Here is a 23,038-nt window from a genome sequence, read left to right on the forward strand (position 1 = left end):
CTTAGAAAATAGAAGAAGCCCCAGTGTTTAACGCTGGGGCTTTTCTTTTGATGTGCCATACTGTATTAAAAATCTATGTCTGCGTCTGCATTTTCTCGTAAAAGTTTGGTTTGGTTGCTAAAAACTGTCAGAAACTCACTGAAAACAAAAACTTCGTTAGCATGATCCTTGTTAAACCTGATCGTACTGCTGATTGCCTTTTCCAAGATATCCAAGATTTCTTGGCAGTGAGTCGTTGAAGCGTGGCTTAAATCAGGGTTACGGATAAATTTTGCGAATTGTTCACGAAACACTTTCAGATGAGGGTTAGAACTGTATTCAGGAGACATAGTAATCTTATAGTAGTCAAAAAGGGTCCCAAGATTCCTGTTGAAAGCATGGCCATGCGTTCGCGCAAGCCCATTTTTTTCGACTATTCCATAGTAAGCAATGGCATATTGGTAGCCCCAATAATCTCCAATGACCTTAGGGACAGTCAGTTTGCAACCGCAAAAATCCAATATGCCTTCAACGACATTCCACAATGAATTGAGGGTTTGTAACGAGTCGAAGATATTCAATAAGACATAGCGTTCTTGAGAAGAATTGGTGTTTACGTACAAGTCGCCATAGGAATTATTGATTTCAAGTGCGATATCAAGATCACCTAGCAGCGAGCTTAACTGAACTAAATGCTTTTCACATTGAACAAGCAGTTCCTTATACAAATCGTGGTCAAAAGAAGTAGGGACGGAAAACTGGCTCAAACTCTCAGCGATATGTTCCATTGAATCTTTTATTTTTGGAAGATGACTTCCGTTCGGCTCCTCTAACAAGACTTGGTACGCCGTATTACTATGAGAATTTTGGGGGAAAATCTTCTTATATAGAGAGAGTCGATCTTTAAATCGAATTGAGTGAGTTGCCTCAAGCTTTGATAGCATTAAATCAAAGTCGGCTTTATGCTCGCGGAACTGCTGGAATTTAAGCATAACTCTCTGCTCACTCCAAATGGCTTCATCATGCTCAAAACGCTTTTGATCGTGTGCTCTAGTGGCTGCATCTTGGTCTTTAAGAAAGTTCAATGTTCGCACTGCGCCGAAAGCAGCGTATATGGCTGCGCCTGCAGCAACCGCAGTAAAGAATGCCCCCGTCCACATAGCCCAGTTTCCGAATGTAACAGAGCCACTTTCTGCCCAATGGGAAAATAGAAGATCACCTAGGAATCCAAAAACGCAAAATCCAAGGAAAACACCCACAAAACCGGCACAAATAAAAATGAAATTATCCTTCAAAACCAAACCCCTACAATATCTATGCGAGTCATTGTATAGCTATTTGGTTAAAGGGGAAGTGGTCAAAACATTGAATGGCAAGCATTGCTTATGAGTACGAAATATAACTGACTGAACACGGGGGTCATTGCCAACATTTTGTGGATATAGCAAATGAGAGCGGAGTTGGGCACATTAGAACTTAAGGACTGAGACAAAAGGCAGGTTAAGGGAGAAGCAAAACCCCTCCCATAGATACAAGGCTATAGTTGTTTTTTTAAACTATCACGACGGTGCCTGAGGTTGATCGCACGAGAATCATCCCCTCGCATTTCAGCATGGTGAATGTCTGAGTCAAGAGATTCAATTTGACTTCGGATTGCATTGTCAGCACGCTCTTCCTTATCCGCTTGGTTGTAAAGTGCATCTAATTTAGCATTGGCCTTATCCAACCGTTCTCTGGCCAACTTATGCTGAACAGGGTCTGTATTAATATCAAATGCGTTAACATCTTTACGTGCTTGTTCGACTACGCTTTTAGCGTTGGAAATGGCACTTTGGGAAACACTGCCATACCCGAGATCACGAGAACCATCGCCACTCATTATGTAACCAATGATCCCGAGCACCAATATCCCGCCAACTAACTCTAGAAAGTTACCAATTTCTTCAGAGAAGGCATAGCAAATGGCAAATACCAACATTCCTATAGAGAACCATTTAAAGAATTTTTTTTCTTTAGCTGAAAATGTAGGCTCCTTGCTCTTCGTTCCCTTTGACTTGGTTGAAGGATTAGATGGCTTGGATTTTTTTTCTGGTGAGCTATTAGTTGAGTGAGAATATATAATAGGCCCAGATTTTTTTTCAAATTTAGGCTTCTTTGGCGTGTATTTTCCTGGGTTTGTTGGCGTAGGCGTGGCCTTAAGATTATCATCATGAAGAACATCGTCTAACAGATCATTACTGTCAAACGCCCATGTAATCCACTCTCTGGCTTCTGTAGTCAACTTAATGCGTTTTTCATCATCGACTGTGCTCTCAGAAAGGAAATTCGCATACTCATCCACAGCAATCATAGCAGCGCCTACACTATCAAATTGCTCTGTAACACACTTCTCTTTCCCCATCAGCAAACTATGGTAATCAGCGAGAATCTCATCACGATTGTTGACGTAGTCCTCCATACTGATTTTCCCAGCACGATACTTTACTTCTAGTCCTTCTATTTCACCCCTAAAGTCTTTCACTTTATTGTCCTTTTGATTGAAATTTTATCCTAAAAAATCACTAAAACATGAAAATCTATATAATCTATGTGAATAAATGACAAGATAGCTATTCAAAGATTCTTTGAACACAAAAGGAAGATTCGACAGATAAAAAATGTGAACAAAGTGTCATATGTGAGCGTTGCGGTGCATTTGTAAAAAAACCCCGCGAATGCGAGGTTTAGATTGAGTAGCGATTAGCAAGGTTTGGATTCACTGCCAACGTTGCAGAAATCAATGTCCCTACCGTTATCAAAGAGGGTTTTTGAAGTCAGATTGCCTTTGTAGTAATAACGCCACCAACCATGTCGCTGTCCCTCGTTATAACTGCCTTTGACAGAATTGTCACCGTCACGTCGATAATAGTCACCATGCAATTTGTCGTTTTTGAAGTTTGATTGTATGGTAGCGTCACCGTCATTGGTGACATTTGCAAAGCAGCCAGGTTTTTGGAAGTAGGCACCTTCTCTTAAACCGTTTTCGTATGTACCACTTTGACATAAGTCTTGTGAACCCAGAGTTGAATATGCGCCATAAGGGCCATGTCCGACATAATTAAAGCTAGCATCTTTATCGAACAATATAGAGTAGAAAGACCAAGTGGCACCGTCCAATATCGCCTTATCGAATTCAAACTCATGCTCAAGACCTACGTACTGTTTTCTTTGTAATCCATCTATATAGTGGTAGGTTCCACGGTCGTCCATATCGACATTGCCACTATATTCGGTTACTTCTCTCTGGTATTTACCAAAAGGAATTAGAAAGTTCGATTCTGGTGAATTATTTTCTCTAATATCATGTGATTTAACAATAACATGTTTTCCTTCATGCTCCTTAACTTCGAACCATTCTTCTTGGATTATCTCAATATTACCGGCATCATCATGGAGTGAGTATTTTGATACTTCCGGGTACGTTAGAAACAAATCTTCACCTTTTTCAATGATATGCTTAAAGCCATAAAACGGTCTAGATTCGTACTCAGAACCAGCAGGAATTTTCAATAATTGATGACGTTCGTAGCTATGCTTAGATACTGCAGTTCCAACAAAGTCCGTGCTCAACTCTTCACTCACATAGCTTGAAGTACCTAGAAAATGAATGTTCTCTAGAGACGATAGTGTTTCAAACACAGGCAGGTATTTTGTAGTCTTCTCATTTGATTCGTTATCCCTGAAATATAAGTGCTGACGCTGTTCAGAGAGGTAATTAACAATATGCTTGTACTCAGCGTTAGGACAATCATATTGCTTATATAGCATCGTTGTTGTGGCTGCGCCGTTAGTAATTGTATGGCTATCTAATTTTTCAACCGTTAAGCCATCGTCACATACCAGTCCATTCAAACCAAATTCATGAATACTACGATACTCATGCTCTGTACCCATATCGCTGATTTGCTTCTGAGTACCGACTCGTACTTGTTGATAACCATCAGAATCTGGAGTGCGAAAATTGCCCAAATTAGATTCATTATAAACACCATCTCGGAGTAAGATCTGAATGCCTTCCTGTAAATTGAAAACCTTAGTGCTTTCAGAGTTGAGAGCATTTCTGAAGTTCGAAACTTCGAGAGTCTGTTTATCTTCGCTCTGCTTCAAGGTTTTTGTAGGGTAAGCACTCTTTGATCCAGAAGAAAGCTGGATGATTTCAAATGTATCAGATTGACTAGCTATACCTGATTGATATTGCGAGTGTCGATTTACGAGTAAGCCCTCTTCATAAGAAGCCTCAGTTTCTAACCATTCCCCTTGACTGTTTGACTCATAGAGTTTAACTGTACACTCGCCAATTTGAGTTGGATCGCTTGCGTCAGCAGGACGAATGTGAACACGATTATTCTCGGTCTTTGTTCTTCCTATTTCAGCCAAGAACTGCTCTTCACTTGGACAGGCTTTAGAATTGACGGATAAATTCATGACTATACTTTTATCTAGGTGTTCATAACCATCAATATGAGACATCGTGACCACAATCTGGCGCAAAACTGCCTCATCTTCTATAGGGATAGCCCTTGCCATTAAGCGATTTGCTCCGAACTCAGAAAACTCTATTGTTCCTTCAGGTATTGCCCTCCATTGAATATTTTCGTAATCAACTTTGCTTGGATCACTGCCTGAACTACCGAGTAGCAAGGAAATATCAATATTGTCCCCAACTTGAATTGCACCGAGATCTGCTTGATTGGTCTCTGGAGAGAAACTAGGCAAAGACCAGTCAACCCATGGTTTGAAATAAGGTTCTGCCCAGTCTTTTTTGTGGGGCTTAATGGTTGGGAATGGTGGGTACTTCGCTTCAATTTCAGCAACAGGACCAGACCCAATTTCAATCTTCTCCATTGAATAAAGCGGTTGATCATTTACTAGCACATGAAGCTTTGATTCAAAGGAACCAGCAATTTTACCTCCAAACTTAAGACCTGTAGTGATCAGTGTTACTTCGGCACCTTTCCCTGCACTTACTATTAAACCTGGCGAAAGCTCAAGTCCGACATTAGTTACAATACCCGATTCAATTTCTGCTTTACCGTCAAGTTGAGCCTGAGAACCGATAATTTCATTTTTAAATGAGCCTAATCTACCACTTAGCGTAGGATCTCCATCTTTGACGCCAATTGTTGTCTTGAATGGATATCTAAATTCTCTTGTGATGGAGTATTCCCCTCTAAATTCCACCTTACCGAAGACAAGCTCTGCACCACTCTGAACATAGAAGTTGCCCACTTTAGCTGCAGGGAAATAGGGCATAGGGATGGCCTTGCGGAATACAACTGGAAAGCAACCAGCGGCGACGGGGTAGCCATCATAGAGCCCGGCTGCTTTGATACCATAGGTAACTTGAGTTGCTAAGTAACCTTCCATATGAAGGTACATGTCATTTGGCAAATACTCACCGTCACGGATTTTCAGCTTACCTTCAACGTATATATCGTACAAAGGATCTATTTGTGGAACTAAAGGAACCGCTGGTGGTTTGAATTGAGGAAGCTTTTGATACGGATTATCAGCAGGGGTAAATTCACAGTTTAACCCTCCTTTGAATGGTGAAATAGAAGCCGCTTTGCCAACATCACTAGACTTTAATCTGAAACTAAAATCCAAATCTGCAAGCTCCCGTATTTCTACAAACGTGTATTCAATAGCTTCAAAGACCATCTCTTTAATTGAGCCTACAAACTGAGCTTGACCAAGACGTTGTGATTGAGCTGCCGTGGTGGTAGCTGTTAACTGAAATACTTCGGCGATTGCGTTGTCAACATTACCATGTAAGTAAGTACCGAGCAGCTCAGACTCTAGAGATTCATGCCAATCATTGGGCATTGAGCTTAGGTTTCTTGGTGTGAACTTTACCTTAAGAGTGTTCTTTTCATCATAGTAAGACTCGATAAAGAATAGATCTTGAAAGTCTGACATGTATGAAGGGGTTATACCTGGATAGAATTCAGTTGGCGTGTTAGTAACTAAACTTGATAACTCAGGATTTGGCTCATCGACACCATCCTCGACAACAAAAATTTCGTAATCACTGTTTGAAGGTAAGCCAGAAATGACAAGTTGATTTGAAGAGTTCAGTGTACCAGAACCAAGTATTTGAAAGTCGTCGTCAGTATGTCTTTGACGGCCCATAACATTATAAATTGTCAGTTGTGATTGTGCAGAAATGGTAGAAGCCGGTTCAACCTGTATGTATGCCACGCCATCCCGATCGAATGAGCTAGTAACAGTTAAAGATAGAGGGGTATAATTATCAGTGTTGCAAATGACGGCAACATCTAGGTCATCATTGATAATGCCGGTTGGAGTATCAATATCACATGACTTTCCTATAGGGGCATCAACACTCAAGCTAAAGTTAGCCCCATCAGCATACTTACCAATTTCAAAAGAGCGTCCATCCGCGGAGTGAGTAGATAAAGAATTAAGTGTGTCTTCTATAGCCAAATTAACATCGCCACCAACGATAGTACCAGTAATGGTATGAGCACCTACAGCAGCTTCATTTCCGTTATCAGATCCGCTTGAGCCACCGTCCCCGCCACACCCTGCCAGTATGATCGTTGTCATGATTAGGGATACTCTGAGAGTTCCACTTTTGTACATTATATTCATCTCATTTATATAAGCATGGGCGCGTATATTACAAACCTCTATTGATGTTAACAATGCACTAATGTTTATAAGTGAAAAAAAATATGTACTAATGCAAACAAACACTTAGTGCTTGCGCGAAATTCGCTCAAAAATCCATAAAACTGCTAGTTAATGGTAACTAATTGTTGAAAATACAAAGGTCTCAATAAAAATAGACAAGGGGCGACAAATAAGGTTAGCGCGTATGCCCCAATTAAATATATGTGACCTAAAACTTAACCATACAAAACATAGGCTTATAAGTTCATCAATACAATCATTCTCTTTGAATCTCGTTTAAGCTAAAACATCATGTTAGGCAATATGCAATGCAACTGCATTTTCCATAATGGCCCTGTGTTAAATAATGAGGGGAGAATCATGGACATACTCACGAGCCATTGTATTTTAATTGTTAATAGCACCTGCGAACTCAATAACAAACAAATTTGCCATTAGCAGCCCATCTCAAACTTGTTCTACAATTTCTTCAGAAAAGGGTATAGCAAATCGCAAATACCAGCATACCGATAGAGAACCATTTAAAGAATTTTTTTCTTTCGGTGAGAATGTTGGTTCCTTGCTCGTAACTATTCACCCGCGAGCTATTGACGTCGGTTTATGCTAAGAATACTGGCGTCTGATAGTCCTCTTTAAGCATATGGTGCTCGACGATTTTACGTAGCCACTTATAAGCTGAGATTTTCTGAAGCTTGGCGGTTTCTATCAGTGAGAACATTCGCTCACGGAACAGATCTCCTCGATATGAGCGAGTCACGTAACAGCACTTTCTCATCAATATATAATTACGCAGGACTCGCTCTGCAGCGTTGTTTGTTAACGGGCACTCGGAGTCATCCATAAAACGCCAGACCATAGTGTCATCAGCGATGAGGTTTCGACATCTACCTCGATATCGTTTTGAGCATTGATAACTGCCCAATTTGAGCCAATGAAGCCAACTCTTTCGTAACCGCCGGAGTCGGCGGTAATACTGGCTTTCGGTAACTTTTCCTTCGATATACCGGTGGTGACACCTGAATACGCTATGAGCGATTAAAGCGAGTTTTTCTCCGATTTTTTGGTTTTCAGGACAAACGCTCTCCTCGATTGCAATGACGTTCCTTAATATGTGAGCCCAGCATAATTGCCGCTTAGATTCGTCGATATATTTGTAGGCAGAATATTGGTCCGTCACTAAAAGGTGTAAAACCGCTTCACCAAGTAGTCGTTTGGCTGCATGTTGGCTTCTTCCGCTGTTAATTTGGAAAAAGGCGACATCATTGCTTAGTGCGGCCCACATCCAGCTTTTATCCTTATTGCGCTGATGCGAAGTCTCATCAGCCATAATCAGTTTAGATGCTTTGACTGTTTCATGGATTTGAGCATGCGTATCGGCTAAGTATTCCGTGACTCGCCCTTGTGCCGCTGATATTGCACCAGTTGAGAAGTTAAGTTGGAAGACGTCTTTCAACATAGATTGTATTTTACCTATGCTTTGGTGGTGCTGGGTTGCTTGGATTCCGATAAAGCTATGTAGATTTGGCCCCATTTGAACATCAGGCACATACTCTGGAAGCTCCGCTTGATGCTTATCACCACACCATGAGCACTCGCCTTTAAAGACTTGATGCTCAATAAGTGTGTACGAAATATCAGGCAAATCGAAGATTTGATGTCGTTTGTAGGGATGTCGATTTGGAACAACACAGCCACCGCAATGGCATGTCTTGTTTGGTAAGTATTGCTCAACCGAGGCACTGTCTTCAACGGGGTGAAGCAGTCGGCGATGGCCTTTATGACCTGGTTGAGCTCCTTGCTTTTTTCCTGATTTCTTCCGATTAGGTGAAGTATTCTTAGCTTTATTATGCAAAGGCTGCTGTGATGATGGCACAGAAGAGTTTCGACTATTTTGATTTAGTCGGTCTTCAAGTTCAGCCAACTTATTCCATAAAAAATGGATGATATCTTTCGCTTCTTCAGGCGAATCGAAATCTGGCGGAGGTGGTAATGTTTTCTTATTCATACCTCCAGGTTGCCACCGAAAAAAGATCACTCAAGTTGAATGTGGGATCAAGTTAACTCGGTCACATAACTTTAGTGTCAAGGCCTCGCGGGTGAATAGTTACCCTTGCTCTTCGCTATCTTGGACTTGGTTAACGGCTTAGATCGCCTAGATTGTTTTTGGGGTGAGATTTCATTCGCATGAGAATAAAGTTTCATGTACAGCCGTGACTCTATGTAAGTAATGTGGACAAAAAAGCCTCGCGGGTGCGAGGCTTGAGCAGAAAGGAAAGCTAGCTAACAAGGATCACTTTCGCTACCTACATAGCATGAGTCAATCCGTTTTCCATTCTCATACTTAGTCTTTGAGGTCAAATTGCCATATTGGTAGTTACTCCACCATCCATGCATCTTGCCATTAATGTATGTGCCTTTGATTTTAGAAGAACCATCCCGATGACCTGCTGAATATTCGCCATGATATTGGTCATTGCTGTAGTTGGCCTTGATCCAATGGTCATCATTGAATCTATTTGTCGATTTGCATCCCGCATCTTTGAAGTAATAGCCTTCCCTTACATCATTTTGGTATGTCCCGCTTTCACACAACTCATTCGAACCTAATGCAGTGTAGGTACCATATTGGCCATGATCGATATAGTGGAAACTAGCATCATAATCGAAAAGCATTCTTACAAATCGCCAAGTCTCGCCATCCAATTCTACATTGTCGTTATCGAATTGATGTTGTTCATCGACATACTGAAACTTTTTGATGGCTTGTTCAAAGTGATGTTCGCCTCTGTCATCCACCATCACATCACCGCTGTATTCAGTAACCTCTCTTTCATATTTACCTAATGTGGTGAGATAGTAAGATTCAGCTTCATTGTCTTCGTAAATCTGGTGCGTTTTAACGATAACACTTGCACCTTCAAAATCAGCAACATCGAACCAACTCTCATAGATTCGATCAATAACCCCATCATCTTCGTGTGTTGAATATTTATTCAACTCAGTATGGGATAAGTACATTTCTCCATCGTACTCAAGTAAATGGTCGAAGCCATAAAAGGAGCGCGATGTGTACGGTGATCCGACAGGAAGTGTCAATAGCTTATAACGTTCATAGTCGAACCTTGAAACTGTGGACCCAACATAGTCCGTTCTAATTTCTTCACTTAAATAGGAAAGTTGGCCATTAAATTGACTAACCTCTACACTCGGAAGCGTATCGAAGATTGGAAGATACCTTTCAATCCTGATAGATGTTTCGTTTGGATCTGAATACGCGAATTGACTTGTTTTTTCAGAAAGATAATTGACTACACCTGCATATCTAGCGCTTGGGCAATTAAACTGCTCATAGGTAAACAAGGTGGTATTAGTTCCATCAGTCTTACTAAACGACTCACTAAGCAGTTTCTCTACGGTTGCGCCATCGTCACATACCAACCCTGATAAACCGTACTCCTTGATTCTTTGTGATTCAGATTCCTGACCTACGTCATAGATGTTCTTTTGAGTACCTACTAATAATTGTTGATAATTATCAGTGCCAGGGATTTTGATGTTGCCAATGTTAGATTCGGTATAGAGCCCACCACGCTGGTTGATTTGAACGCCTTCTTGCAATCGAATCGCTTTACTGCCATCAGCATTGAGCACATTTCTATAGTTGAAAATTGTGAAAGTTTGTTCATCTTCACTTTGCTCCATGGCCCTTGTTGGGTTAGCAACCTTAGCCCCTGTAGATAGCGAGATAATTTCAAACGTATCTGATTGCTTTATGACACCAGATTGGTAATAAGAATCACGGTTTACTAGAAAACCTGACTCGTAGAATGCTTCTGTTTCAAGCCACTCATTGTCACCTGCAGTCTCATATAATTTGATTGTACAACTACCAATTTGTGTTGGATCGCTGGCGTCAGCTGGGCGGATGTGAACACGATTATTGTCTGTTTTTGTTCTATTGACCTCTTTCAGGAACTGCTCTTCATCTGGGCATGATTTAGAAGTCACATTAAGGTTCATGAGAATGCTTTTGTTTAAGAACTCGTACCCTTCTTTATGAGACATGGTCACGACAATCTGGCGTATTTCAGCGTCGTTTTCAACTGGTGTCGCCGTTGTACGCAGCCGTTGAGGCCCAAATTCAGAAAATTCGAATGAGCCTGCTGGTACCGCGTTCCATTGGATGTTTTGAAAATCAATTTTGCTCGTGTCACTGCCAGCTGTACTGAGGTCTAAACCTATATTGATAGTGTCACCTACAACAATCGCCCCTAGATCGGCCTGATTGGTTTTGGCTGTGTAGCTAGGTAAAGCCCAGTCCTTCCAAGGTTTAAAGTACGGCTTAGCCCAATCTAGTTTCTTAGGTTTGTATGTAGGTAGTGGCGGTAACTTCAGTTCAACCTCAGCGACAGGCCCCGAACCAAGCTCGATCTTCTCCATGGAGTAAAGCGCTTGATTGTTCACTAGCACATGCTGAATAGCTTCAACTTCACCCGCAATCTTTGCACCGAACTTTAATCCTGTTGTTGCTAACGTGAACTCAGTACCTTTACCCACACTTGCGGTTAATCCCGGTGAAAGTTCTATACCGACATTGGCTACAATTCCAGACTCAATTGCGGCCTTACCAACTAAAGTGGACTTCGAGGCAACAATTTCATTGCTAAAGGTACCAAGGCCACCGGATAGTTGTGCATCTCCATCCTTAACGCCAATAGTGGTCTTAAACGGGTATCTAAATTCACGAGTAATCGAGTACTCACCGCGAGCTTCAATTTTTCCAAAAACGAGCTCTGCTCCAGTTTGAACAATAAAGTTACCTACCTTTGCAGTAGGGAAGTATGGCATTGGAATTGGAAATCGAACCACGACAGGATAACAACTAGCCGCGATTGGTGCGCCATCATAGATTCTTGCGGTCTTCATTCCATAGGTCAATTGCGATGCGTAATAGCCTTCTGTATGGATGTACATGTCATTAGGAAGGTACTCACCGTCTCTAATTTTTAACTTACCCTCTACGTAGATATCGTAGGAAGACTCTTTTTTCGGAATGGTGGGTACCATCGGCAGCTTGAAGTTAGTAACAGACTCATAAGGATTATCAACATTCTCAAAATCGCAAGTGAGGTTACTGCTATACGGAGATATTGAAGCAGCTTTGCCATCGCCATCGTGGGATTTCAATCGGAAACTAAAATCTAAGTCGGCCAACTCACGTATTTCAACAAACGTACGTTCTATTGCCTCGAATACCACCTCTTTAATTGAACCCAAAAATTGCGCTTGGCCAAGGCTTCGTGTTTGTGCTTGTGGACTAACGCCGGTTAGCTGAAAGACTTCTGCAATGGCATCATCAACATTTCCATGTAGATAGGTGCCTGCAAGTTCAGATTCTAATGCTTGATGCCAATCATCAGGCATTGAGTCAAGGTTTTTAGGGGTGAATTTAACCTTCAAAACGTTCTTGTCGTCATAGTACGACTCAATTAGAAATAGGTCCTGAAAGTCGGACATATAGGAAGGAATGACGCCAGGATAGAACTCAGTTGGAGGATTCGTTACAAGGCTAACCAATTCTGGCTCTGGCTCTTCAACCCCGTCAGGAACAACATAAATTTCCAGTTCAGCATTAGAGGGTAAGCTATCGATAACGAGCTGGTTAAACGAGTTGAGTGTTGCTGAACCTAGTAATTGGAAAGCGCCATCAGTATTCTTAGCGCGGCCCATCACATTGTATTGAGTTTGTTCTGACTGAGCAGAAATGGCACCTGAAGGTTCAACCTGAATATAGGCAACCCCATCTCTATCAAAAGTGCTCGTTACGACTAATGATTGGGGTGTATAAGTATGATCATTACAAGTGACCACAACATTCAAGTCACTATTAATTACGCCTGTTGGAGCATCAGCAATACATTTTTTACCGACAGGGCTGTCAACATTCAAACTATACGTTGCGCCATCGCTGTACTTACCAATTTCAAAGGTGACGCCATCTTGAGAATGTGTAGAAAGAGAGTTAAGAGCGTCGTCAATGGATAAATTCGTTACACCACCGACAATAGAGCCCGTAATAGTATGGACACCAACCGTAGGTGTTGTCCCACCGTCACTTCCATTACCACCAGATCCGCCACTATCATTACCAGTCGAACTGGAGCTTCCACTGTCACCACCACAACCAGACAGCAATATAGCTGCCACGGCTGCAGATAGGACACGTTTATTTGCATAAGCCATGTATATACATCCTGTTTGTATTAATGCGTTGGCATATATTACAAACCGGATTATAGAGCCTCAACCCCCTAGTGTTTTTTATTTGTGCAAAGGCACTATTAAATCTGATCAATATCTAAATTCAACTTGATAATACGAAGGAAGATACGAATAACGCTAGTTTATGGTAAATTTATCGACTGAGTAGTAATCGATGTAGCGTGTTGTGATTTATAGGTGCAGGTGGGTGCTGGCATTCAATAGGGATGAAACAACAAGCAATCTTCACAACAAATAGAAGAAGTTTGAGTGAGATAAGGAACATTCACATAAAAATTCGACAAACTGACTTGTAAGAAACAGAACAATTGATCGCACAGTTTGGTTTGCGTACGCTGATAATGAAACGAGCGATGACAAGGTCGCAAATTTTGACTCGTAGCTTGGTTATTTTAGAGCAAAGAAACAGGTTCTAACCGTCGAAGACCACACTTGTATTTTATACATCAATGGTCAATTCTTTTAGCGACCACTTAACGGCGAACGCCGACAAGGAATTGCGGAATGACACTTCTTCATCTAATACTCGTGCAATACAGAAGGATTTCAAAATTCATGATATAATTACAGTTATAACATGAATTGTTCGACTTGTTCGCAACCCAAAAAGTGATGTTGTAACTTTTTAAATCTGAGGTAGGTATGGCTAACGAAATCAGTATAAGTCCTAAAAAATATAGTCTCCAAACCGTATCCAGAATTAAGGAGCTGCAGGCTAAAGCCAAAGCCGATAAAGATACAGTATCTAGGTTTAAGGTTGAGATCCCAAATCTAACTGGAACAGTAGATCCAAATTATGCAGATATGGATCAGCTCATAGAAAACATGCGTCAATTTGAATTAAATCGTGGCGGTCTTTCTGAGAATTCGCAAAGAAACCTCTTCTCCACTTTGAGATCGTATTTATCGTATTGTGCACGCACCGATATTGAGTACCCGTTTCCGGTTGATGAAACTTTGCTTTACTACTGGTTCATTGAAATGCAATTAGAGGAAAAGAAGTCGTTTGCTACTTTGATGGCCCGAAAAAACCTCATGTCGGTGTTTTTGCGGTTAATGGGGTTTGAGGATCCGATGAAAGGGAATTTGATTGGAGTGCACTTTAAAAGTCTGAAAAGGGACATGGCTGAAAAAAACCAGGCTGCAGTGGTCCAGAAAGTTGCCGTACCTTTTCGTCAAGAACACCTAAAAAAACTCATCCCCATGATGTGTGAACACGAGAAGACTGGGATAAGAAGACTTAGGGACTTATGCGTAATGATCATAGCCTATTGCACGGGCCTTCGTGAGGGGGAGGTTGGCACCATCCTAAGAAAGAATATCACTAGCCAAAATGGTGTGGTGACCATTAGAAGGGTGGTTTCAAAGACCAGTAGTGCACCCATTTCAAAATCTGTGGTGGGAGAGTATGCACGTATATTAGGTGAATATCTTGAGCTGGTGGACATTGCTATCAATCGCCATAATGATAATCCCGATTCAAAGATTAAACTCAGTGAATCGAACACATACATTTTTAGTTGGATCCGGGACAATGGCACATTCAGGGAGGGCATACTGCCCATGCCGGGTGAAACTATCGATCGCATTTTTGAGAGGGCATTCATCTCGCTCAACCCAGAACTACCATCAAGCCATAGCGAGAGGAAAAAGTTGCGTGGTACTGGTGTCTTTTGGACTGGCCACTCAGGCCGAGTTGGGGCAGTGATAGATGCTAAAGTTCTATATCGAATGAATGAGCCCGAGTTGATGGCCATTGGTGACTGGACAAACATGGCAACCGTGATGCGTTATTTAAGGGCAACTGGGCATCTTGAAGCTTCAAATATTACTATTCAGAATGCATAGCCATAAAGCCTAAGAAATCTGAGAAGTCGCAATCAGGGAATGCTTGCTCAACGTAGATTCTCAGGGCCGTTTCGCACATAGCTATAAATTTCGCCTTCTTAGCTAAGTTTCCAACCAAAATTAGTGGGCCTGATTCGATTTTAAGTTCGGAATTTGACACTTCAATTGAAACTGGATTACTGGTCATTGCATGAAACTTTAGCGTCATCTTGACTTTTCTTTTGGCTTTAAATGCTCCATAAAACATGATGAGCTCTTCAATACTAAATGCGACACTTTCCTTGTTTCTCCAATCACTTGCATTACCATAGTGTTGAAAGCACATATCGATCACAACGGTAACTAGGTTATGGTCGCAATGCCCCAACCGGATGAGAGCGGCTTTATAATTACCCTTATTGTATAATTTAACTTGCGAATCAGGGTGAAAAACTCTCTTAACCATTATCTGTTCATTTGACTTTGCACGCATATCTGTGGTTCAGATTGTGCATTGTGTGAGGTTAGTTCACCGTCCTTGGAAATTGTGTTGTTAGTATTGCGGAGATCACTAAGGTAGATATCGTTCTCAAAATGTTCTGAGTCATGGTTTTCCTCAAATCTTGTATCGACTTCAAGATATTCAGCCTTGTTATCTGAATCATCTTCCAAAATTCGGTTAGAATCTTGCAGGTTAAGCGCCCATGGAGTACTTTTATCCATTTTTATTGCCCTCGCAATTTAAATCCTCAGATTTATAAACTGGGTTTATCTATCGAAACTCTACTATGCTTAATATGTTACACTAAGTTAATATTGTTACATTAAACAAGAATATATTTACAACGCCTATATGAATGACTCTATTCGCATTGCATCAATTTTATCGTTTCCGTCTCTTTCTGAATATGCACGTTCTGTATCAGTGTATCTTCTAAACTTTGTTTTAGAATATGACGGTGAACTTATCAGTGCGATTGAAAGTTCTGATGACATACCAACAGACTCAATTCTGAAAGCTGTTGAGCGCGCATACGAAAAACATCAGTTGTCATTATTTGACTATGATGAAGTCTGTAAAATGGCTAAAGTAGAACCAAGTGACTTTTATGCATCCAAACTCATCTCGAATGACTTTGATTATTCAATTGTAAATCAATGGTTTAAAAGGGCGGTTATTCAAAGTACATATCAGCCCTTAGCCTTCATTCAATTACGAGTTTTAGAAAAATAATTATGGATATCGAACACATTCGGGCTTCGCTGGTTGACTTTTCTGCCAAAGAAAATGCTAAAGAACAATCACGAATTAATGCATATAAGGACTTAGTTAACATTATTCTATCCATCAGAACTGCATGTATCCCTAACGAAGTTCGTCCCACCTTCGATAACCTTCCGGTCCATAAACTGCCAAACTTATTGAAAGATCTTAATGCTGACCCAAATGCAATCCGTGATTTAGACAATGTTGTGTACCAAATGGAAAAAGTCCACAACAGAAACTTAAGCGTACTTAATTTTAAATTGGTACATGAAAGTGTTTTGAAAGCAAAAGAGTCCAATGTATTTAGAAACCCAGCACCAAATCCAAAAATTGGAATCGATACTGGGCGCAACATTGAAGTTAAGTCTAAGGGTGGCGACGGACCGAGTCGTTAGATGTTTTCGTTATCAAGAAAACAAGTTGTTAAATCAAGTTGCTCTTCTATTGCACGAAAATAGAATGATTGGTCTTCAAAAGAAACTTCGTACAGTAGAAAGTACAATGCTTGACTAGGTTGTTGTGTAGAAAGGATATCTTTCAAGAACTGGTTTGCTTTGTCGCGGTATTTAGGGTCGAGAATTAGTTTGGACAGGTTTGTCTGTCGAATATCACGTAACGTTCGTCTTGGCTCAATATGGTGATTATCATCTAGCCACCCCTCATGAACTTTCAGTTCTGCCTCAATAACGCGGGCTTCTGAGTCTGTGATGTGATGCTTTCTTTGTGAGAAAGCAGATTTGTTAAGAATAGCGTTCACGCTTAAACCACGTCGCGTGACCAACTCCATGTTCGCCATACGGTTTTCTAGATACGATATGTTTACATTATCTAGTTCAGGTGATCCAAATAATGAACTTGCTAGTTGATTATAGTTAGCTAATTCCATTTTTAAGCCTTATTTAGTTCTAAGTCATCATACTGTAATTTTTATTGTTAGTGACCAAATGTTGTTAGAGTCATGTTGTGAAAATTCATATTAAATATAAAGCATGCGAAATTGATTTTCACCGCCGATCGCTGAATACAGGCGTGATTATTATATGTACAAATCAGAAATGCGACAAATACCCCATTATATAAGTAACAATGTAATTTATAGGATGATATTCGCTGATTATTGTTTCATCCGTCATGCCAATAAACCCTAAATTCCCAGGTAAACTTTGGTATTGTTTTTACATCCAAAATGACATAGATTAAGGCTAAGTTTAATCAAATGAACATTAAGATGATAAAGCATATTCAGGATAAGGTCGTTGGCGGTATTGCCGTTGTCATATCGGGAACAGCAGCTAGTTACTACTTCTTAGGTTCAAGTGTCTATGCGACTCTTGTCGGTATTGCCTTACTTATTGTTTTGACAATTGCCATAAAATCTCTGTCTTCGAAAACCGCAAAATTTGAAGCGGCCAGGAGCAAAATAGCCAGCGCAGGTATTTCTGGGACTGCGGAATTCAGACACAATCCAGAATACCATGCTGCGTCTCATGACACCGTAAAAGTACAAACCGCTCAACAAAAGCTCAATTTAGAACCTGAACATTTTAGAGCATTAGCAGCTCTCGATTTGAATTGGAACGACAAACCCTCAGTAACATGTGTTAGGCGTGCATTTCACAAAAAAGTCAGAGATTTTCATCCTGATCTACACACTGACATCTCACAAGAAATTGCGACCCAAAATATCTCTTACTTGAAAGAAGCAAAGAAGGTGTGCATTGACCTCATTCAAAGGAGTGATCATGTATAAATCCGTGGCGTTAGTTGCAGCATTACTCCCATTGATCTTATCTGGGTGTGCATCAAACGAAGTTAAAGATTATTCACAAATGGAAAAGCCTAGCGTTGTTGAACGTGCTTTCACAGGGCTAGAACCATACGCAATTGAATTGCAGGACGAATTACGGCTATTGGCGAAAACACGGAGCGCAAAAGCTCAAGCAAATAAAACAAGTGAACAACGAAGACAAGAACGAATGATGTCTACCGTTGTACTCCCCGGTTTTGACCGTCGAGTAGATTGGAACTGTGAATGTGAGATAGAAACTGTCGCAAAAGGTATCGCAGACCTCGTCGGGATAGGGAGAGATCGTGTTTTCGTTTACGGGTCAAAACCTCCAGGTGGTGTTTGGATAAATTTGGTCTTAAACAATCAACCAATCAATGATGCACTTAAGATGATTGATGCTGAAAAAGGAGCTCAAATAGATCTCTTGGTTGATACTCGCATCAATACTATCGTCGTTAAGTATTTAGAGACAAGTCTATGAACACAAAACAGTCGATAGTTGCTTCTTTATTTTTATTCACTTCTCTAGTCAGTGCAGAAGTTCCAAATGTAAAAACGTTAAATGAACTAAAGGAACTTAAAGGTGTCAGTGTTTCAGCTGGTGACCAAGAAAAAGCAATCCGTATGGATCTGCTAACAGAACAAGCCGAAGAGCTTGGTTGCGTTCACGCATACATTACTACAATGGACATCCTAATGGAGGCTGCAGAAGAAAAGAGTCAGTTGTGGCAAGAATTGCTTCCATTTGAATCAATAGTAAATGCCGCAGCAGACCTAAGCTCTGGTGAAGCAAAGTACATCGTACCAGGCGTAGTTGACATCATTGAAAGTCATGCAAGTATCTCACATAACGACGAGTCATCCCTCATTAGAACAGATGACATTGTATATCGCTTAAAGTCACAACCGAAGCCTGTACTTAGGAAGCCAAGTTGGACTGATTTTCTTTACGAAGAAAATAAACTTTCTGTCAATGAACCTATCCCTGAATTACTTCCAAATAATTCTTATGAGCAAGATCAGTATGAAATTGCCTTGTCTGAAGGTTGGGACATGTGCGAAGAGCAAGCAGTTGTAGAGATGCGCAGTAGAGCAATTAGGGGGTTTAAAACAGCATCAGGCATGGTTAGATACGTAAACTTGGTGGAGTCAAATAAAATTGATAAGCCAATGATGGTTATCGAGAACGTTGGTGTTTCTATACAAGGTGACCAAATGGGTCTCGGAACACAGTACGTATCCCTCGATGGGAAGGCTTCATGGCTAGGAAACAGTGATGACTACTATTCACCAATTATAACTACACCAAGAGGATCTATTAGGAAGGCTTTGTCGAGTTTAATAGCGACAGGGCAGTTAACCAACCAAGATGTTGAAGATGCAATTACATACTTGGAGAAATAAATGACCGAAAAAATTGAGCCAGTTTTGATCTCACAAGAACTGACTAAAGATGACTTTAATAAAGTAATTTGGCACACAATACACCACAACGCCAGTGACTTGATGATTGATTTCGATTACCCAATCCGTATCGATGTCAAAGGAGTTATACATGAAATCACCAAGATCAAATTACAACCTGAAGCCTGTAAACAATTTCTAATATTCTTACTTGGTAGCAGGGAAGCACTCGTGTCAAATTGTATTGCCTCGGAGCCAATATACTTTTCACATATCGCTAAGAACCCTTCTGACCCTACCAATATCCGAAGTTTTAGAGTTGCTGCTTTGACATCGAGGTCCATGATGTATGGCAAAACTTTCAAAATGGTGTGTCGACTTAACCCTGATGTACCAGAGAATGCCGAGCAGCTTGACATCGAACGGGACCTAGTGAGCATCGTACAAAATAGTAGAAAAGGGATAGCATTATTTATCGGCGGCACTGGTACGGGTAAAACAACGACCATGGCTGGAATTATCGTGTCAGTACTCGAAACCAAATCTAATGGTAAACACATTGTAATCTTCGAAGACCCCCCTGAGATCAACTATGAGAAAATAAACAAAGCAAAAGGGAATAGTGTTTCTGTTCATGAGGTGGGCACATTAGAGAATGACTCCGATGTCTTATCATTCGAAAGCGGTCTTAAAGCCGCCCTTCGACTAAGACCAAATATTTTGGTTCAAGGTGAGATCCGTGTTAAATCCGGGATCATTTACGCATTAAATTTCGCTAATACAGGTCACTTTTTGATGGCTACATTGCACTCAAATTCCTGTGAAAGTGCAATCTCGCGGATTTACAATATGGCCACAGGAGAAGACCAGCAAACAGTGCTAGAAGGATTTATTAACTCATTGTCTGTTTTGGTCGCTCAACTGCTTGTAGTGACGACTGATGGAGAGAGAATTGCGATAAGAGAAATTGTCTATTTAGATGATGACCTGCGAATAAAGCTCTTAAATGCTAAAAGTAACAAAGAAATGTCTTCCGCAATCAGAAACTACCTTGAAGAACGAGGTCAAACGTTCAAACAACAGCTAGAAAAGTTATACCAGAACGGGATTATCGGGCCTGAGTCATTGTTCCTAGAGGTAAGATAATAATGGAAACTAACCAATCCCTGAAAAGGCGTACGGTCCAAGATGCCATGAAACGCGCTCTGTTCTTTATCATGGACTCAACTGCAATCCTGCCTTTACTCGCCTTACCCTTATTGTTCAGTAAAGAATACCTAATATTTCTTGCGGTCTATATGTTCTGTATGAGCTTATTGGTTCTAACGGATCGAAGCCCAAAGGAGTTTTGCATTCATGTACTTTCAAAGTTTAACCGCGGAAATACACATCCTTTGAATCGCAAGTACATGTGGAAACCAACAAATCGCGTTTAAATGGTTTATTGTTTATTAAATACAAATGTCGTATATTGATTGAAACTAATAAAGGATTATTTATGAAGTCGCTTTTATTTATTTCAACAGTTCTACTGTCTACATACACCTATGCTGGTGTTGTCTTTAGTGAACTGGAGTCTGATTCATACCATGGATTAAATGACTCGTTTACAAGTACTGCGTCAAATTTCAATCACTCTTTGCCAGCACATGAGCTTCTCAATGGGTTGGCTCCAAAAGGCTGGCGTGTAAATTTAGGTCCTGGTGTATCCAATCATCAAATTTATTGGGAACCTGCAGTTAATTGGCGTACTGCAATTATGAAGCTTCAAAAGCTTAACCAAGGGATCTATTTTGCAGTAAACGAACAAGATCGAGTAATCGCTGCATCAAAAAGCCGAGAACAGTTAACTCACCTACAAACACGAAACCCAAACCTCTGGGTTTTATCTTCAAAGCTTTCATTGAGAAAGAATCTTTTAGCGTGGAATCAACAATCAGATATTGAAATTATCTGGAGCGCTGAAGACGATTTTCCAGTGCTTTCTAATTCGGTACTCGTTGGTGATCTAACTGGTAAGGGTGGCGTTCTAGATCGAGTACTTCAAGGTACTTTAAAGTCTGAAGCACCCCTTTGGGTCAGCTACAGCCCAGAAATTGGAGCGGCTCGTATACTACCGGGTGGCTCAACAGAGAAGGTGAGCCAGAAATGATCAAAATAAAGTTTTTACTTCGAATGACTCTAGCGTTGCTAGCAACAAATACGCTTATTGGTTGTACTATGCCGGGTGGTGCACAAAATGAAATTGTCAAAGCTCAGTCTGATGCCGCAATGGACGTGATACTAGACAACCAGTTAAAAGAGGGAGTCAATCAAAGTGTCTATTCTGAAGATGACAGTTATGTAATCCTTGGGAAGCCATTTAAATTCAAAAAAGAAGCCAATCTACCTGAACTATTTTCAAGTCCCACAAGATTCAAAAACTTCAACTCTAAGCCTCTATCCGAAGTTATCGACTATTTGAACAACATATATAGCCCTTACGGGGTAAATATCTCATTTTCATCGGATGCAATTGAGTACCTCAAAGGTACATCAAACGGCGGTAGTGATTCATCAGGGACTAGTGATTCGTCAGGTGACAGTCTTGACATAGCGAGCGTTTATACAAATACAAATTCATCTGGGTTGCTTAGCGGTACCGGCATAACAATGTCATTGAGACATGAAAAGCATGTTGCATTTAAGCAACTTCTTGACAGTATTGCCGCTAAGACCAATCTTTGGTGGCGTTACACAGATGATGGCCGTGTAACGTTCTACCGTACTGATACACGTTATCTTCGTATCGACCAATATGCCTCTAGTACAAAACTGAATTCCAGTATCAATTCATCCACGTCGGGTGGTCAGGATGGCGCTGGGACTTCTTCCTCGACAGCTAGTTCACATAATTACACCTTTGAAAGAGACTTAGGAAAACCACTAGATCAATTGCTCTCTGGCATTAAAGCTGTTGCTACTGAAGGCGCTAAAGTAGAAGTTCTTCCCGCATTGAGTTTAGTAGCAGTTACAGACACACCTGTAAAACTTGACCTCATTGAAGCGTTTGTAAAACAGTCAAATTCAATAGCAGGGAAAATGATTCGTCTTCGTATTGAATTGTGGGAGTTAATAACAACTGACTCTTCGAACTATGGAATAGAACAAACGATCAAGTATCAGAGTGGCAATGTAGAGGTTGATTTTGAGGGTATCCCAATTGGCGACACATCAAATTTGGGTTCCTTCGGCTTTAAAATTGGTGGGGGTTCTTTAAAAGGCACTGAAATGGCCCTCCGAGCTCTAGAAGGCACTAAAGCATTATCTCTTAAGAAGACAATTGACGCCACAGTACCGAACAACGACATTGTTCCAATCCAATACGTCAGAGAAAAAGGTTATGCAGACAAGATAGATCAAAGTGTATCTGGTGATGTTGTCACTACATCCGCTACAACTGATACCACTACAAACGGTATCGTGATGTTCGCGAGCCCTAAAGTTAATTCTGACGGCACGATTGGGATCCGAATTGTGTCAGACATAAGTTCACTAAACGCATTAGACCCTCTGGAAGTGGGCGACACAAAACTTCAATTAACCGATAGAACTGTTTCTGCAATGGTTAGCGCTCGTCATGTTCGTGTTGGAGAGTCAGTACTGATGACTGGGTTCGAGCAAGTAGTTGATAATAGTCAAAACAATTCAATGTTAGGTGACATGTTCTGGTGGCTTGGGGGTAACGATTCAAAAGAAAGTCAACGAGCAGTCATGTTGATTGTTGTTACGCCTCATATTGAGAAGGTGTAACA

The 23,038-nt window shown here is 40.8% G+C and carries 17 protein-coding genes; 9 read left to right on the plus strand and 8 right to left on the minus strand.

Going from position 1 to position 23,038, the window contains the following annotated elements:
• Positions 1-65: 65 nt before the first annotated feature.
• The 5 genes from OCT63_RS18275 to OCT63_RS18295 form a co-directional block, all read right to left on the minus strand.
• Positions 66-1,274, minus strand: coding sequence for a hypothetical protein (locus OCT63_RS18275; protein WP_269984249.1), 1,209 nt, complete (start codon positions 1,272-1,274; stop codon positions 66-68).
• A gap of 242 nt (positions 1,275-1,516) precedes the next feature.
• On the minus strand, positions 1,517-2,500 hold the full coding sequence (locus tag OCT63_RS18280) for a hypothetical protein (protein WP_269984250.1): 984 nt from the start codon (positions 2,498-2,500) through the stop codon (positions 1,517-1,519).
• A gap of 218 nt (positions 2,501-2,718) precedes the next feature.
• Complete coding sequence (locus OCT63_RS18285; protein ID WP_269984251.1) at positions 2,719-6,588, minus strand: toxin-antitoxin system YwqK family antitoxin; 3,870 nt, start codon at positions 6,586-6,588, stop codon at positions 2,719-2,721.
• A gap of 685 nt (positions 6,589-7,273) precedes the next feature.
• The gene (gene tnpC / locus OCT63_RS18290; RefSeq protein ID WP_038224876.1) at positions 7,274-8,680 is read right to left on the minus strand and encodes an IS66 family transposase; all 1,407 of its coding nucleotides are present in this window, start codon (positions 8,678-8,680) and stop codon (positions 7,274-7,276) included.
• A 275-nt stretch (positions 8,681-8,955) separates the two neighbouring features.
• Positions 8,956-12,918: a toxin-antitoxin system YwqK family antitoxin gene (locus OCT63_RS18295; RefSeq protein WP_269984252.1), complete on the minus strand. Its 3,963-nt coding sequence runs from the start codon at positions 12,916-12,918 to the stop codon at positions 8,956-8,958.
• A 681-nt stretch (positions 12,919-13,599) separates the two neighbouring features.
• Here OCT63_RS18295 and OCT63_RS18300 point away from each other — a divergent pair.
• Positions 13,600-14,805 carry a tyrosine-type recombinase/integrase gene (locus OCT63_RS18300; RefSeq protein WP_269984253.1) on the plus strand — a complete coding sequence of 402 codons (1,206 nt, stop codon included), beginning with the start codon at positions 13,600-13,602 and terminating at the stop codon, positions 14,803-14,805.
• On the opposite strand, the gene OCT63_RS18305 is transcribed toward OCT63_RS18300, so the two are convergent.
• Positions 14,789-15,250 carry a hypothetical protein gene (locus tag OCT63_RS18305; protein WP_269984254.1) on the minus strand — a complete coding sequence of 154 codons (462 nt, stop codon included), beginning with the start codon at positions 15,248-15,250 and terminating at the stop codon, positions 14,789-14,791. The genes OCT63_RS18300 and OCT63_RS18305 overlap by 17 nt on opposite strands.
• Entirely contained in the window at positions 15,250-15,507 is a 258-nt protein-coding gene (locus OCT63_RS18310; RefSeq protein ID WP_269984255.1) for a hypothetical protein, read from the minus strand. The genes OCT63_RS18305 and OCT63_RS18310 overlap by 1 nt, the downstream gene beginning before the upstream one ends.
• A 130-nt stretch (positions 15,508-15,637) precedes the next feature.
• On the opposite strand from OCT63_RS18310, the gene OCT63_RS18315 reads away from it, so the two are divergent.
• Positions 15,638-16,018 (plus strand): hypothetical protein, encoded by a 381-nt coding sequence (locus OCT63_RS18315; protein WP_269984256.1) that lies wholly within the window; start codon positions 15,638-15,640, stop codon positions 16,016-16,018.
• Between the two features lie 2 nt (positions 16,019-16,020).
• The gene (locus OCT63_RS18320) at positions 16,021-16,446 is read left to right on the plus strand and encodes a hypothetical protein (RefSeq protein ID WP_269984257.1); all 426 of its coding nucleotides are present in this window, start codon (positions 16,021-16,023) and stop codon (positions 16,444-16,446) included.
• Here OCT63_RS18320 and OCT63_RS18325 read toward each other — a convergent pair.
• Positions 16,443-16,937 carry a hypothetical protein gene (locus OCT63_RS18325; RefSeq protein ID WP_269984258.1) on the minus strand — a complete coding sequence of 165 codons (495 nt, stop codon included), beginning with the start codon at positions 16,935-16,937 and terminating at the stop codon, positions 16,443-16,445. The genes OCT63_RS18320 and OCT63_RS18325 overlap by 4 nt on opposite strands.
• Before the next feature lie 342 nt (positions 16,938-17,279).
• Here OCT63_RS18325 and OCT63_RS18330 point away from each other — a divergent pair, with 342 nt between their 5' ends.
• The 6 genes from OCT63_RS18330 (at position 17,280) to OCT63_RS18355 (ending at position 23,036) form a co-directional block, all read left to right on the plus strand.
• The gene (locus OCT63_RS18330) at positions 17,280-17,801 is read left to right on the plus strand and encodes a hypothetical protein (protein ID WP_269984259.1); all 522 of its coding nucleotides are present in this window, start codon (positions 17,280-17,282) and stop codon (positions 17,799-17,801) included.
• Entirely contained in the window at positions 17,794-18,321 is a 528-nt protein-coding gene (locus OCT63_RS18335; protein ID WP_269984260.1) for a hypothetical protein, read from the plus strand. Before OCT63_RS18330 ends, OCT63_RS18335 begins: the two co-directional genes overlap by 8 nt.
• Positions 18,318-19,244, plus strand: coding sequence for a type IV secretory system conjugative DNA transfer family protein (locus OCT63_RS18340; RefSeq protein ID WP_269984261.1), 927 nt, complete (start codon positions 18,318-18,320; stop codon positions 19,242-19,244). The genes OCT63_RS18335 and OCT63_RS18340 overlap by 4 nt, the downstream gene beginning before the upstream one ends.
• Positions 19,245-20,390 (plus strand): ATPase, T2SS/T4P/T4SS family, encoded by a 1,146-nt coding sequence (locus OCT63_RS18345; RefSeq protein WP_269984262.1) that lies wholly within the window; start codon positions 19,245-19,247, stop codon positions 20,388-20,390. It begins immediately after the preceding gene.
• A 352-nt stretch (positions 20,391-20,742) separates the two neighbouring features.
• Positions 20,743-21,396: a TcpQ domain-containing protein gene (locus OCT63_RS18350; RefSeq protein WP_269984263.1), complete on the plus strand. Its 654-nt coding sequence runs from the start codon at positions 20,743-20,745 to the stop codon at positions 21,394-21,396.
• Positions 21,393-23,036 carry a hypothetical protein gene (locus OCT63_RS18355; protein ID WP_269984264.1) on the plus strand — a complete coding sequence of 548 codons (1,644 nt, stop codon included), beginning with the start codon at positions 21,393-21,395 and terminating at the stop codon, positions 23,034-23,036. Before OCT63_RS18350 ends, OCT63_RS18355 begins: the two co-directional genes overlap by 4 nt.
• Positions 23,037-23,038 lie beyond the last annotated feature (2 nt).

The sequence above is a fragment of the Vibrio sp. RW genome (genome assembly GCF_027587105.1).
In the GTDB taxonomy this organism is placed as follows: domain Bacteria; phylum Pseudomonadota; class Gammaproteobacteria; order Enterobacterales; family Vibrionaceae; genus Vibrio; species Vibrio toranzoniae.

Excerpts from the sequence above, each read along its gene's own strand:
- OCT63_RS18285 (WP_269984251.1), bottom strand. The coding sequence starts at position 6,588 with ATGACAACGATCATACTGGCAGGGTGTGGCGGGGACGGTGGCTCAAGC.
- tnpC (WP_038224876.1), bottom strand. The coding sequence starts at position 8,680 with ATGAATAAGAAAACATTACCACCTCCGCCAGATTTCGATTCGCCTGAA.
- OCT63_RS18295 (WP_269984252.1), bottom strand. The coding sequence starts at position 12,918 with ATGGCTTATGCAAATAAACGTGTCCTATCTGCAGCCGTGGCAGCTATA.
- OCT63_RS18300 (WP_269984253.1), top strand. The coding sequence starts at position 13,600 with ATGGCTAACGAAATCAGTATAAGTCCTAAAAAATATAGTCTCCAAACC.
- OCT63_RS18305 (WP_269984254.1), bottom strand. The coding sequence starts at position 15,250 with ATGGTTAAGAGAGTTTTTCACCCTGATTCGCAAGTTAAATTATACAAT.
- OCT63_RS18310 (WP_269984255.1), bottom strand. The coding sequence starts at position 15,507 with ATGGATAAAAGTACTCCATGGGCGCTTAACCTGCAAGATTCTAACCGA.
- OCT63_RS18315 (WP_269984256.1), top strand. The coding sequence starts at position 15,638 with ATGAATGACTCTATTCGCATTGCATCAATTTTATCGTTTCCGTCTCTT.
- OCT63_RS18320 (WP_269984257.1), top strand. The coding sequence starts at position 16,021 with ATGGATATCGAACACATTCGGGCTTCGCTGGTTGACTTTTCTGCCAAA.
- OCT63_RS18325 (WP_269984258.1), bottom strand. The coding sequence starts at position 16,937 with ATGGAATTAGCTAACTATAATCAACTAGCAAGTTCATTATTTGGATCA.
- OCT63_RS18330 (WP_269984259.1), top strand. The coding sequence starts at position 17,280 with ATGATAAAGCATATTCAGGATAAGGTCGTTGGCGGTATTGCCGTTGTC.
- OCT63_RS18335 (WP_269984260.1), top strand. The coding sequence starts at position 17,794 with ATGTATAAATCCGTGGCGTTAGTTGCAGCATTACTCCCATTGATCTTA.
- OCT63_RS18340 (WP_269984261.1), top strand. The coding sequence starts at position 18,318 with ATGAACACAAAACAGTCGATAGTTGCTTCTTTATTTTTATTCACTTCT.
- OCT63_RS18345 (WP_269984262.1), top strand. The coding sequence starts at position 19,245 with ATGACCGAAAAAATTGAGCCAGTTTTGATCTCACAAGAACTGACTAAA.
- OCT63_RS18350 (WP_269984263.1), top strand. The coding sequence starts at position 20,743 with ATGAAGTCGCTTTTATTTATTTCAACAGTTCTACTGTCTACATACACC.
- OCT63_RS18355 (WP_269984264.1), top strand. The coding sequence starts at position 21,393 with ATGATCAAAATAAAGTTTTTACTTCGAATGACTCTAGCGTTGCTAGCA.